At 48.1% G+C, this 13,563-nt stretch carries 13 protein-coding genes; 12 read left to right on the forward strand and 1 reads right to left on the reverse strand.

Annotated features, from left to right (window positions below):
- The first annotated feature begins 253 nt into the window (after positions 1-253).
- The 11 genes from AQR02_RS04370 to AQR02_RS32270 all read left to right on the forward strand — a co-directional run bounded on the left by AQR02_RS04370 (position 254) and on the right by AQR02_RS32270 (position 12,175).
- Entirely contained in the window at positions 254-1,834 is a 1,581-nt protein-coding gene (locus tag AQR02_RS04370) for a spore germination protein (RefSeq protein WP_082451630.1), read from the forward strand.
- Between the two features lie 41 nt (positions 1,835-1,875).
- Positions 1,876-3,063, forward strand: coding sequence for a Ger(x)C family spore germination protein (locus AQR02_RS04375; RefSeq protein WP_054939542.1), 1,188 nt, complete (start codon positions 1,876-1,878; stop codon positions 3,061-3,063).
- Complete coding sequence (locus AQR02_RS04380; RefSeq protein WP_054939543.1) at positions 3,060-3,281, forward strand: hypothetical protein; 222 nt, start codon at positions 3,060-3,062, stop codon at positions 3,279-3,281. The genes AQR02_RS04375 and AQR02_RS04380 overlap by 4 nt, the downstream gene beginning before the upstream one ends.
- A 15-nt stretch (positions 3,282-3,296) precedes the next feature.
- Positions 3,297-4,388, forward strand: a complete 1,092-nt coding sequence (locus AQR02_RS04385; RefSeq protein WP_054939544.1) for a GerAB/ArcD/ProY family transporter — start codon at positions 3,297-3,299, stop codon at positions 4,386-4,388.
- A gap of 160 nt (positions 4,389-4,548) precedes the next feature.
- Positions 4,549-5,892 carry a GH1 family beta-glucosidase gene (locus tag AQR02_RS04390; protein ID WP_054939545.1) on the forward strand — a complete coding sequence of 448 codons (1,344 nt, stop codon included), beginning with the start codon at positions 4,549-4,551 and terminating at the stop codon, positions 5,890-5,892.
- Positions 5,893-6,145: 253 nt separating this feature from the next.
- Positions 6,146-7,600: a PTS mannitol transporter subunit IIBC gene (locus AQR02_RS04395; protein WP_054939546.1), complete on the forward strand. Its 1,455-nt coding sequence runs from the start codon at positions 6,146-6,148 to the stop codon at positions 7,598-7,600.
- A 97-nt stretch (positions 7,601-7,697) separates the two neighbouring features.
- A complete protein-coding gene (locus AQR02_RS04400) occupies positions 7,698-9,764 on the forward strand; it encodes a BglG family transcription antiterminator (RefSeq protein WP_054939547.1) in 2,067 nt (688 codons plus the stop codon).
- A gap of 16 nt (positions 9,765-9,780) precedes the next feature.
- Positions 9,781-10,215: a PTS mannitol transporter subunit IIA gene (locus AQR02_RS04405; protein WP_054939548.1), complete on the forward strand. Its 435-nt coding sequence runs from the start codon at positions 9,781-9,783 to the stop codon at positions 10,213-10,215.
- Positions 10,215-11,360 carry a mannitol-1-phosphate 5-dehydrogenase gene (locus tag AQR02_RS04410; RefSeq protein ID WP_054939549.1) on the forward strand — a complete coding sequence of 382 codons (1,146 nt, stop codon included), beginning with the start codon at positions 10,215-10,217 and terminating at the stop codon, positions 11,358-11,360. Before AQR02_RS04405 ends, AQR02_RS04410 begins: the two co-directional genes overlap by 1 nt.
- A 294-nt stretch (positions 11,361-11,654) precedes the next feature.
- On the forward strand, positions 11,655-11,909 hold the full coding sequence (locus tag AQR02_RS04415; protein WP_054939550.1) for an alpha/beta fold hydrolase: 255 nt from the start codon (positions 11,655-11,657) through the stop codon (positions 11,907-11,909).
- Positions 11,910-11,986: 77 nt separating this feature from the next.
- Positions 11,987-12,175 (forward strand): hypothetical protein, encoded by a 189-nt coding sequence (locus tag AQR02_RS32270; RefSeq protein ID WP_159067691.1) that lies wholly within the window; start codon positions 11,987-11,989, stop codon positions 12,173-12,175.
- Positions 12,176-12,182: 7 nt separating this feature from the next.
- Here AQR02_RS32270 and AQR02_RS04420 read toward each other — a convergent pair whose 3' ends face one another.
- A complete protein-coding gene (locus tag AQR02_RS04420) occupies positions 12,183-12,725 on the reverse strand; it encodes a DUF1003 domain-containing protein (protein ID WP_054939551.1) in 543 nt (180 codons plus the stop codon).
- Positions 12,726-13,116: 391 nt separating this feature from the next.
- On the opposite strand from AQR02_RS04420, the gene AQR02_RS04425 reads away from it, so the two are divergent.
- Positions 13,117-13,554, forward strand: coding sequence for a GNAT family N-acetyltransferase (locus tag AQR02_RS04425; protein WP_054939552.1), 438 nt, complete (start codon positions 13,117-13,119; stop codon positions 13,552-13,554).
- Positions 13,555-13,563: the final 9 nt, after the last annotated feature.

The raw sequence follows: 13,563 nt of genomic DNA on the forward strand, positions 1-13,563 counted from the left end.
TAGAGAATACGGTGCCGGCGAGCTAGATGGTGAAATGAGCGGGGGGAATAAAGGTAAAAGTACCTTTGATTTCGGCGCAGGCGGGCAACAGGTGTAAAGGAAGTAATATCCAGCTCCTCAACGCGATAGGAATCAGCACTTCATCTTTAGATTTGGAATAATTGGCCTACTCTTGCGGACCGAAATTTACATATAAAAGGATAGAATGGAAACCCTACTACAAGTGACGAGATAAATGAAGGGAATATCGCGAATGAAGCATCGCCGCCCGTTTAGGTATACCAGTAAAGCATCTGCTGCCCGACAAGTGCAAGACCCTTCTCAACCGCAAGACGCCGCTAATAGCCAATCTATGCTGCTTCATAAAGATTTGCAGCAAAATATCAATCAGATCCGGGCGATTTATGCCAAAAGTTCGGATATCATTTACCGTTCCTTCTATATCGAAGGACAGACAAAAGCAATTCTGATCTATATAGACGGCCTGTCGGACTCCGCAGGGATCGAAAAAAATGTGATCTCCCCTCTTATGCATGAGATCAACGGGGAGGCTACTGCCATTAGCCAGCTGGCGGAGCGGATAATTTCCGCAGCTCAAGCAATCCCCTTTACCACCTTCGAGGAATGTGTCGACTATTTATCGAACGGTCTTCCGGTACTCTTTCAGGATCAGGAAGCGACCGGAATCGCTTTTGGATTGAACAAATGGGAAAAGCGCTCCATTGAAGAACCTGTGGCTGAATCAGGCATCCGTGGCCCCCGCGAAGGCTTTACGGAAACGCTGCGAATCAATACTTCCCTGATCCGCCGGATCGTAAAGAGTCCTCTGCTCAAAATGGAAACGATGAAAATCGGCGGATATACCCAAACGAATGTTGTCATTGCTTACATTGAAGGGCTGGCTGAGGAGAATCTGGTTGAAGAAGTCACCACCCGGCTGAAACGCATCCGGATCGACGGGATTTTGGAAAGCGGATATATTGAAGAGCTGATAGAGGACATGCCCTTTTCACCATTTCCGCAGCTGATGTCGACAGAACGCCCTGATGTAGCCTGTGCGAATTTATTGGAAGGACGGGTAGCGATACTGGTAGAAGGAACTCCTTTCGTGTTAATCGCACCCATAACCCTTTTTTCCTTATTGCAGTCCCCGGAGGATTATTATCAGCGTTTCTGGGTTAGCACCGCTATGCGTTGGCTCCGGTATCTGTTTACACGGATTTCATTGCTGCTGCCTTCTCTTTATGTAGCGATTCTGACCTTTCATCAAGAAATGGTGCCGGGTGCCCTGCTGATCAGTATGGCTGCCTCCCGGGAAGCTGTACCTTTCCCTGCATTAGTCGAAGCCCTGATGATGGAAGTGACGTTTGAAGCGCTTCGCGAGGCCGGTGTCCGCCTACCTAAACAGATCGGTTCTGCTGTCAGCATTGTCGGGGCCCTTGTTATCGGCCAGGCAGCGGTACAAGCCGGTCTGGTCTCAGCACCGATGGTCATTGTGGTAGCCATTACCGGGATTTCTTCGTTTATGATCCCCCGTTACATTGCAGGTATTGCGATCCGGCTTCTGCGCTTTCCGTTAATTTTTCTCGCGGGTTCGCTGGGACTGCTAGGCATAATGATGGGGATTATCGCTATTGTCCTTCATTTGTGCAGCCTGCGTTCGTTCGGTGTCCCTTATTTGTCCTCTGCCTCTACATCGAAGATGCGGGAAATGAAGGACATGCTGATCCGGGCGCCTTGGTGGACGATGGACACGCGGCCTCACCTTACAGGGGACTACAACGAATTCCGGCAGGCTTCCAATCAAAAACCGGGACCAGAACGCAGCGAATAAGCTTATTTCCAAGAAACTGCAGACTAGGGGGATTCGAGCCAGTGAAAATAGGCATTAAACTTTGTATTTTGCTGTCCCTGCTGGTATTCCTGGAAGGCTGTTGGGACCGTACGGAGCTTAACGATTTGGCACTTGTTACGGCGATGAGTTTCGATAAAGGTGAGCATAACGAGATCATAACAACTGTACAGATCGTCATTCCGCAAAATCAAGGCAGTGGCGGCTCGTCGGGTGGAGTGTCCGGAGGATCACCTCATAAAACAACGATCCGAAGCGGGGCTGGAGTTAATATCTCCGATTCCTTATCGAAACTCCAACAAAAAACACCGCGCAAACTGTTTTGGGGACAGTGTAAAATCTTCATTTTCAGTGAAGACATCGCGAAGGCAGGAATGAGAGATGAATTCGATTTTTTGGCCCGTCATCCGCAGCCCAGAGAGCGGGCGAATATTTTTGTTAGTAAGGGAAAAGCGGCGCAGACGCTTGAATTGTTTCCACCGATCGAAAACAATTCATCTGAGGTGCTGCGGAAATTAACGGACTTTAAAATTGGCTATAAAGTAACCTTGCAAGAGCTGAGCAAAATGCTGAGGGGAGAAGCAGGGGCAGCTGCGATTCCAATCGTCTTAATTCTTCCTAAAGCGAAATCGGCTGAACCATTTCAAACAATTCCCTATATTATGGGGACTGCTCTTCTTAAAAGAGATAAGATGATCGGACAGATTTCGGGAAAAACAACACACGGGATGAAGTGGATCTTAAATGAGGTCGATGAATTTACGGTGACTTTCAAAGTGGCTGGAAACGAGGGTCTGGTGTCCTTAAAGCCGGTCAAGGCCAAAGTGAAGCTCCTTCCCCAAATTGTTGACGGCAAGTGGAAGATGAAGATTAAGGTGAAAGCTACCGGCAGCCTCATTCAGAATGGTACTGCGATGGATTCAACGAATCCCAGGTTATTGAGGAAGATGGAAAAAGCGTTCGGACAAGATATAAAAGTACGCATCGAGCAGGCGCTTATAGAGGTTCAGCACAAAAACAAGACGGACATCCTGGGCTTCGCCGAGGCCTTTCACCGGAAATTCCCGCAGCAGTGGGAGAAAAACAAAGAACGCTGGGATGAGCTTTTTCCCGGTGTTGAAGTCTCGATTGATGTTGCGGCGTCGATTCTGCGTTCTGGGCTGATCAACGCACCCGGAGGAATCCCTGAAGATGAGGTGGTGGCGAAATGAACCTGGTTTTGTTTAGCTTCGTGACCCTGGCAGCTCTCCTGATTCTAAGACTGGAATGGACAAAAATGAAGGCAAAAAAGACAAGGGACAAATCAGCGTTTTTTGCACTGCTCCTGATCGTATGGCTGTTGTCCATCCTGGACCTGTCCAATGCGCCGGGACCTTTATCTCTTTTTGGAGCTATATTTAAGCCGTTTCGGGGCTGGATTGAAAAATGAGCGGAGGTGATGAGAATGCTTGATCAAGGGAAAATATCAGGATTACAAATGGCGCTGCTGCTGTATCCGGCCATAATGGCTACTTTTTTTCTAACCCTGCCCTCCAGTACGGCCTACTATGCCCGAAATGATATGTGGATGACAGGGATTCTCTCCGCCTTTTTTGGAGTTCTTGTTATATATATTGCGACAAAACTGCATGAGCTTTTTCCCGGTAAGACGATTATCCAGCAAAGTGAGCACATCATTGGTGTCCTGCCCGGTAAAGTGATCGGCATTCTTTTCTTTTTCTATTCGATTCATGTGGCAGGACTGATTACCCGTATGTATGCCGAATTTGTAACGGGGCAATTCTTATTTAAAACACCGCTCCTGATGATCATTGCCTTAATGGTATTGCTTGCCTCCATTGCGGTCCGGGGCGGAATAGAGGTGATGGCGAGATGTGCTGTCATTTTTACACCCATCTTTATCTTCCCTCTTTTACTGCTTCTGCTTCTCTTTCCCGATTTGGAGCTGCATAACATTTTTCCTGTTCTTAGCCGCGGAATCCTTCCTGTGCTGCAAGCAACAGCCTTACCTCAGGCTTGGGTCAGCGAATTATTTTACATATCCTTTTTTTTGCCTAGCCTGAACTCTCCGGCTAAAGGCAGAAAGTGGGGGAATATCACATTAGCTGCGGTCCTGCTCAGTATTATTTATGTCAACCTGATAACCCTTTTTTTATTAGGGCCCGATGCTGCAAACAAAACCTATCCCATCCTGGTCACCTTCCGTTATATTAGCATCTACGGTATTTTTGAGAATTTGGAGTCTTTGCTGCTCGCGATGTGGATCTTCGGGAACTTTATCAAAATATGTGTTTTCTTATATGTTGCTGTAGTCTCTTTTACACAAATCCTGCGGCTATCCGATTACCGTCCTGTGGTCTTTCCGATGGGCATTTTGACGATTGTGCTCAGCTTTTGGGGGATTCCGGATGCTTCCGTTTTAGGGGAATATGTTAGATACGTAGGTCCATTCGAAATACCTGTGGTGATGCTCCTAATTCCGCTTCTTCTGCTCCTTATAGCACGTTTGCGCAGAATCAGACCTGCAAGGAAGTAGGCGTCCATAGTAATAATTAATTTGTTATTAAAAACAATAATAAAGTTTGATATAATATATAAAAATGCAATAACATCAATAACAAAACTAAAAGTGTGGATTCTTTTCTCTTTAGAACTTTTTTTCATGCTAACAAGAATAACTGGAGGTAAGCTGCTTTATGACTAAAATAATATTTCCGGAAGGATTCATCTGGGGGGCCGCGACGGCCGCCTATCAAATTGAGGGTGCTTACCAGGAGGACGGGCGCGGCTTGTCCATCTGGGATACCTTCTCCCGTATCCCCGGCAAGGTGATTAACGCCGATAATGGCGATATAGCCTGTGACAGCTACCACCGTTATCCTGAGGATATCGCCCTGATGAAGGAGCTTGGCATCAAAGCCTACCGTTTCTCGATGGCCTGGCCGCGTATTTTTCCGCAAGGAACCGGAGAAGTGAACCTTAAAGGTTTGGAATACTATCATTCCTTTGTAGACATGCTGCTGGAGAATGGCATAGAACCGGTATGTACGCTGTATCATTGGGATCTGCCGCAGGCGCTGCAGGATCAGGGCGGCTGGACGAACCGCAGCACTATTGATGCTTTTAACGGATATTGCGGGACCGTGTTCCGGGAGTTTGAAGGCAAAATCAAACAGTGGTACACCGTAAATGAACCGTGGTGTGCGTCCTTTTTGTCGGAATACTATGGTGATCATGCTCCGGGAAATAGGGATTTACAGACTGCTCTGGATGTGGCCCATCATCTGCTGGTAGCACACGGAAGAGCTGTACGGACATTCAGGGAGCTTGGCATGGAAGGCCAGATCGGATATGCGCCCAATGTAACCTGGATGGAGCCATACAGCACCCGCCAGGAGGATATTGACGCCTGCAGACGGCAGATCGGCTGGTTCCTGGAATGGTTTATGGACCCGGTTTTCAAGGGCGAATATCCTGCATTTCTGGTGGAATGGTTCAAGAAGGCGGGAGCAGAGCTGCATATTGAGGACGGGGATATGGAGCTCATCAGCGAGCCGATCGATATTCTTGGCATCAACTATTATAACGGCACGGTGGCACGGCATGATGCGGAAGGCGGATTGATGCAAATCCGTACGCTGGATATGGGGTATGAACATACGGATATCGGTTGGCCGATTTATCCGCAGGGTTTTTACACGGTGCTTAGCCGGATCCATGAGTTATATGGGGATATTCCCATTTACATTACCGAGAACGGGGCCTGCTACAACGATGAACCGGTGGATGGCGTGGTTGCGGATCAGAAACGGATTGATTTTATCCATAAACATCTGATTCAGCTGGAGCGCAGCATTGCCTCGGGTATTCCGGTCAAAGGCTATTATTCCTGGTCACTGATGGACAATTTTGAATGGGCATTCGGCTACACCATGCGTTTTGGCCTGATTCATGTGGATTATAAGACTCTGGCAAGAACCAAAAAGGACAGCTTCTACTGGTATCAGGATACGATCGCACGCAACGGGGGTGAAATCTGAATAATCCTTCGGCATAAAAGGGAGTTCCGCACTATAGCGGGCTTCCTTTTTTTTGCTGTCTTGTAGTGCGAAAGGCCTGATGAAAGCGCATGGCAACAGCTCTTAAATGTTGTCAACAACGTTCATGACGAAACCGTATTTTCAATTTGATGACAAAGAAAGCGCTTTGATTTAGGATGTGTGCATAGGGGATGACCTTACAACAAAGCTTAATCGTAAGTATCCCATTTAATTCAATAGGGGGGCATTATATATGGCCACAACAGCAACAACGCCAGCAACGAAAACCTCATCCGGCGGTGCTAGGGTGAAGCTTCAACAATTCGGCCGTATCCTCAGCGGTATGGTATTGCCGAACATCGGCGCCTTTATCGCATGGGGTTTAATTACGGCATTATTCATTCCAACAGGTTGGATTCCAAATGAAACCTTAGCCGCTCTAGTAGGTCCGATGATCACTTACCTGCTGCCGCTGCTAATCGGTTATACCGGCGGTACCATGGTCCACGGCAAACGCGGGGGCGTTATCGCCGCTACGGTGACGATGGGGGTTATCGTAGGTACAACCGTACCGATGTTCCTCGGCGCTATGATCGTCGGTCCTCTGTCCGCATGGATTCTGAAACAGTTTGACAAAGCAGTTGACGGTAAAATCAAAGCCGGCTTCGAAATGCTGGTCAACAACTTCTCACTGGGTATTATCGGCGGCGCACTGACACTTGGCGCACTTAAAGGGATCGGACCCGTCATTCAATCACTGACCGATATCCTGGCTGACGGAGTTCAGGTGCTGGTCGATCATAACCTGCTGCCGCTCGTCAACATCATCATTGAGCCGGCAAAAGTACTGTTCCTGAACAACGCGATTAACCAAGGTATCCTCAGTCCTATCGGTGTAGGGCAAGCGGCTGAAGTAGGCAAATCCATTCTGTTCATGCTGGAATCCAATCCGGGTCCTGGTCTGGGTATCCTGCTCGCTTACTGGCTGTTTGGTAAAGGCTCTGCTAAATCCTCCGCTCCGGGTGCGATTATCATCCACTTCCTTGGCGGTATCCATGAAATTTACTTCCCGTACATCCTGATGAACCCGCGTCTGATTCTGGCTGTTATTGGTGGGGGTATGTCCGGTACATTCACTTTCCAAATGCTTGATGCAGGTCTGGTTGCTTCACCATCACCAGGTAGTATCTTTGCATACTTCGCAATGACGCCTAAAGGCGGATATGTTCCAATGCTCGCCGGCGTAATCGTTGCTACTGCAGTTTCCTTTGTCCTGGCGGCACTCCTCCTGAAGACTGTGAAGAAAACAGATGAGGACGAAATGGATCTGGAAGAAGCAGCAGCAAGAGTGAAAAATATGAAGGCTGCCGGCTCTGTATCCGGTGCAGCATCTGCTGCAGCTGTAAATACATCCGCTAATGTTCGCAGCAAGTCCGAGGTTCACAAGATTGTGTTCGCTTGTGACGCAGGTATGGGTTCCAGTGCAATGGGTGCTTCCGTACTAAGAAAGAAACTGCAAAATGCTGGTGTTAACATTACGGTTGTCAATTCAGCGGTCAGCGAAATTCCTGCCGATGCAGATATCGTGGTGACCCAGAAAACGTTGACAGACCGTGCCATTGCCAGCAATCCGAATGCAGAGCATATTTCAATTGATAACTTCCTCAAGAGCCCGAAATACGACGAACTTGTGGAACGTTTAAAGTAAATGAATATGGTTTAGAAATGACGTATAACGCTATATCAGGAGACGCTGGCCGCCAAAGCCAGCGTTTGTCTCCATTTTGGGGCGGAGGTACACGGTTATGAGGAAAGTTACCGCCAGACAGCGCCAGATTATCTGGCTGCTTCTCGGCGTAAATGAAGAAATCACAGCCGCCGAAATCGCCGAGGGTACGGGTGTAAGCGTAAGAACCGTTCACCGCGAGATGGAAGACATAGAGCAGACACTTGCGGATTTCGGTCTGGATCTTATCCGGAAATCAGGGAAGGGCATTCAGCTGAGCGGACCGGAGGATGGTCTTGCGGAGCTGAGGCTATTCCTGCGGCAGGAAAAGCCGGCAGAATACTCCGGTGAGGAACGCAAGGTGTATGAGCTGTGTTCGCTGCTGGAGGCTGAAGAGCCGGTGAAGCTGTTTACTCTGGCTCACTGGCTGAAGGTGACTGTTGCAACTGTGAGCTATGATCTGGATGAACTGGAGCCCTGGGTCCGCAAATTCAACCTGCAGCTGGTCCGCAGGAGGGGTTACGGCGTTGAAATCACAGGCAGTGAGATTGACAAGAGGCGGGCAATCGGCCGGCTGGCGGCCGAACATCTGGACCTTTCCGATCTGGTAGGTCATGCTCCGCAGATGGCCAGCAGTCCGGTGTTCCGGATTCTGCTCTTGACGGTCGGCAAAAGCAATCTCCTGGATGTGGAGAACACGTTATGGGATATGGAATGGCAGTGGACCGCTGAGCTCCCGGAAATTGTGTATATGGAAATGCTGCTTGGGCTGGCGGTAACCACCAGGCGGATTGCTATAGGCAAGGGGATCGAAAGCGGTGGTGATACGGGCTACCCCAGAATGTCTGACCACCGGAATATCGCCGGTGCGGAGCAATTTGTACAGCGGCTCGGACCGGCCCTTGAAGAAGATATTCCCCGGGTAGAGATTCTGTATATCGCGGGATTGTTCGACAGGGCACAGGATTCGTTCTCCGCCGGCGGTATTGCCTACGGTGACATTGAACTGATGGAGACGGTCTACAGGCTGACCGAAAGTGTGGTCAGGCGGACGGGGCTGCCGTTCCAAAGCGACCGCTCCCTGCGGGAAGGGCTGCTGGAGCATATGGAGCCGGCATTCAAGCGGCTGCGTGAGGGTACCCGTATCCGCAATCCGCTGCTGGGCCCGATCCGGAAGGATTATGATTATTTATTTCAGATTGTCCGGGCTGCGGTAGAGGATCTACAGCTGGAGCTGGAGATTCCCGATGAGGAAATCGCCTTTCTGGTCATGCATTTCGGGGCATCCATTGAAAGGCTGAATCAGCTGAAACGCAGTGTGCGGGCCATCCTGGTCTGTGCCAGCGGGCTCAGCTCCTCCCGGCTGCTGGCCACCCGCCTGGCCAAGGAGATGCCGCAGATTGAAATTCTCGGCAATATCTCCTGGTATGAGGCTGCGCGCCTGCCGGAGGTTGATTACGATCTGATTATTTCTACCATTGATTTGCCGCTGGACAAAGAGCGCTATATCAAAATCAGTCCGTTGCTTACCGGGGACGAGATAGAGAAGCTGTTAAGCTACATCCAGAATATTACGCTGCGGGAACGGGAGAGCGTTCCCAAGAGTGAGACAGACAGGACGGGACGCGAGGTTAGTGCGCTGGACCGTTTGAAGAGCTACAAAGGCATTCTGGATGAAACGGTCAGTCTGCTGGAGCGGTTCCGCTTTTATCCGCTGGATAATGCAGGAATTCCCCTGCACGCTACGATTTCTGCGATGCTTGATTTCCTGAAGGGCAGCGGGGTCATCGGTGATACCGACATCCTGCTGGAGCGTCTCCTGGAGCGGGAAAGAATGGCCAGTCAGGTCATTCCGGATACGGGGCTGGCGCTCTTTCATACCCGGAGCAGCCACATCCATATGTCTTCTTTAACCTTATACCGCCTGAAACAGCCAGTTGTGCTGGAGGGGAATACCGAGGTGAGGGTCATTCTGCTGATGCTTGCCCCGCGCAAGCTGTCCAAGGAGAGCCTGGAAGTCCTCAGTGAAATCAGCGCGATGCTGCTGAATTCCGAACTGGTGAAGCTGCTTGAGGAACGGACAGAGTCTGAGATCAGGGGTTATTTATCGTCTGAACTGCTACATTTCTTCGAAAATAAAATGTGAAAGCGAGAGAAACCATATGAGTATACTGTCAGAAAACAAAGTAATTATGAACGGTGCCGCCAAAGATAAATACGAAGCGATCACTATGGCCGGTAAACTGCTGGTAGAAGCAGGACATGTAACAGAAGAATACGTACCGAAGATGCTTGAACGCGAGGAAGTTGTATCGACCTATATGGGCGGGGGCCTTGCGATTCCCCACGGAACGAAGGAAGCGAGACCTTTCATTAAATCTACCGGCCTCTCCGTGATCCGGTTTCCGGACGGCGTTGATTTCGGCGGTGATGAGCCTGCTTTTGTTGTGATCGGCATTGCTGCCGCAGGTGACGGGCATATGGAAGTGCTGACGAACGTAGCTATGATCTTCACGGAAGATGATGCTATTGAGCGGGTAATGAGCGCTCCAACCCCGGCGGATGTCATCGCGATCTTTGAAGGAGGACTGGAATAATGAAGGCCGTTCATTTTGGTGCAGGCAATATCGGCAGAGGGTTCATCGGACTGCTGCTGTCACAAGCAGGCTATGAGGTCTGCTTCGTTGATGTGAATGAGGCTTTTGTGGCCCAGCTTAAGGAACGCGGGGAATATCCGGTGACACTGGCCAGCGACGGGCAGGAAACGGTACTGGTGAAGAATGTAACCGCGCTGAGCAGTGTTACCCATGCAGATGAGGTGGCTGCGGTGATTGCCGAAGCGGATCTGGTTACGACCGCTGTCGGTGTTTCCATTCTGAAGCATATTGCCGGTGTTGTGGCAGAGGGAATCCAGAGACGGGTCACCGTTTCAGATTCGCCGCTGCATGTGATCGCCTGCGAGAATGCCATTGGCGGCAGCGCACAGCTCAAAGAGCTGGTTTATGCGAAGCTGGATGAAGCTACCCGCACGAAAGCGGATGCTTCTGTAGCTTTTCCGAATGCGGCCGTAGACCGGATTGTGCCGCTGCAGCAGCATGAGGATATTCTGAAAGTGGTAGTGGAGCCTTTCTATGAGTGGGTAGTGGATGCTTCACAGATGATCCCGGGGTATACACCTGTTGAGGGTGTGCATTATGTAGAGAACCTTGAGCCTTATATTGAACGCAAGCTGTTCACTGTGAACACCGGTCACTGTTCTGCGGCCTATCTGGGCTACCTTCGCGGCTACGAGACCATTCAGCAGGCTATGGCTGATGAGGGTCTGACTGGACTGGTACGTGAAGTCCTGGAAGAAACAGGCGCCGTCCTGGTTCAAAAGCATGGGTTCGACAAAGCGGAACACAGTAAATATATCGAGAAAAACCTGGAGCGTTTCCGGAATCCGGCCCTGACCGATGAAGTATTGCGTGTAGGCCGCTCGCCGATCCGCAAGCTGTCCCCGAATGACCGTCTGGTATCGCCGGCTCTGCAGGCTTATGATCGTGGCCTTAGCTACAAGGCCCTGACCCGTTCCATGGCGGGAGCTTTGCTATTCCAGGCAAGTGATGATCCGGAAGCCGTGGAGCTTCAAGCGGCGATTGCCGAGCTTGGTGCAGAAGCAGCGCTTACGAAATACACCGGCCTGGCTGCAGATCATGAGATGCATCAGTCCGTGATGGCGGAATACGCCAAGCTGAAATAAGCAGAGGCTTAATATTAGACTAGAATCGTTGATTCAACAACGTATTTGAATTGAAAAATCGTCATCTTTTGGAAAAAAGTTTCAGACTGATCCATTAATTGAAGCAGCGGCAGAACAAGACTAGATCAATAAAGTCTTAGATTGCCGCTGTTTTTGTTTAACTAACGTTAAGCAAGCTTTCTTTTATTACACAATATCGTCGTACTGTGCAAGTGAACAAACCGATAAATATTTTAAAGATTCTTTTCGTCGAATAAATATGAGAGGAATTCAATGTAGAAAGGAATTTTATTAATGAAAGAGTTTTTTGTTAAAAAGGCGAATTGTATGCTTCGTTATAATGATTTCCATGGAGAGCAAACGCCCATTTTATTTATCCACGGCCTTGGATGTGCTAGCTCGTTTGATTATCCGCAAGTAGCAACTCAGGAAGTACTAAGAAAACACCGTTGTATTTTAGTTGACCTTTTAGGCGCTGGTTACAGTGATAAACCGGATAACTCTGACTTCGATTACACTGTCAACGATCATGCAGAATATCTTGAGTGAAGCAAACTTAGACAAGAGCGTTGTAGGCTCAACTAGCAAGTATATTGCAGACTTAGATATGCACGATTTTCTAGACAATGAATTTAGCAGGTTGTTACAAGATAGCCGGACAAGCGGAAACCAAATGTGGGCTGCAGTCTTATCTTCCTGGTCACCTAAAGCAGCCTAATATTGAAATTATTAAAAATGCTGGGCACTCTATGGCTTGGGAAAACCCAAAAGGATTAGCTGAAGCAATTAGTAACGGAATTCGAACTAATTTGTAGACAAACATTAAAAAAATTTAGGATTACGCAGTGACGTTAAATGATTTTCGATAGCTTGAAGCTGGTTATCGATTTTGTGCAGTTTCTCCTGCATTTCAAGATTCTCTTTTTCGGCTTTGTAGTTAATAGCAATATGCAGCAATTGTTCCTGTTTGTCCTGTATGGCTTGCCTGTTTTGGCTCATTTGGATCATGGCGGCTTGAAAAACCGTAAAGACGGATAAACAAAAGCTGAGTATAAATAATGAGTTGCGGCTGCTATCGTACGCGAGCCATACAATGACAATCAAACAGAAATTGATAACAAATAGCCAGCTGCCACCGAATTTCGCTACCCAATCCGCAAAACGCTCCCCTTGCCTAACCTTTTGTTCCTGTTGTTCAAGCAGATGGGCTTTGATGCTGCCTTTGTATTCATTAACCATTGAGGCAACCCGCTTTATATCGTCTTCGTTTGGTTTCCGGTTCGGGTATTTTTCCAGTTCTTTCAGTAGTAATTCCGAATTCGCTGTGTGATCATAGTCAGAGTTCATCGAGCGCTTGGATTTCATTTCTTATCTCTCCTTTTTGGTTCCATTTCTTATACCCCCTTTCAACCCCTCGCATTCACAATTTCATTTTCCTTTTTATCCCTATTTAAAAGCAATCCAACCCATGATAAAAATTTCTTGTCTTAATCCGACTTCAACTTCTTTTTTTTAGTTACGTCCATACTCGATTAGTGCTGGCATGTATCAACGTTCTCTTGCTAAATCCGGAGATCAATTTTGTGTCCATATAGCATGGTACGACGCTATATCTTCGTACTGTGCATCATCTAACGGAACCATATCTGCCAATGAAGTATTATACTAAGGGAATAAAGTATTAGATTGGTGCGCGCTGTCCAACTAATTTGGAAGTTATTTTAGATATCACTTATTAACAGGAAGGAAGTCACTTGTGCTATTTCGAAAAGCTACTAAAACCGATATACCGCAATTAATTAAATTTCGTAAGATATTGTTATGTAATGAGGACAACACTAGCATGGATGAAACATTTAGAAATTACTTTGATTCCTCATTATCGGACAAGTCACTCGTTGCATGGGTTGCTGAAGATGACGGAGTAGTTGTATCAGCAGTATGTTTTTGCTTGTGTCGGTTTGCACCACGATTTGAAAATCCTTCTGGATTGGTTGCATATATGACTAATGTTTTCACAATCCCTAATTACCGTCGTCAAGGTATAGTTTCCAGGCTTGTAAGCGAAGCAATAGTTGATTTGAAGACACAAGGAATTAGAAAAATCTTGCTTCATTCATCTAGTATGGCTAAACCGATGTATGAAGGCCTTGGTTTTACTGAAGGGAAAAACTATATGTCAATGAATATTTAATAAGGGGGG

The organism is Paenibacillus ihuae (genome assembly GCF_001368795.1).
GTDB classification, from domain to species: Bacteria; Bacillota; Bacilli; order Paenibacillales; family Paenibacillaceae; genus Paenibacillus_AQ; species Paenibacillus_AQ ihuae.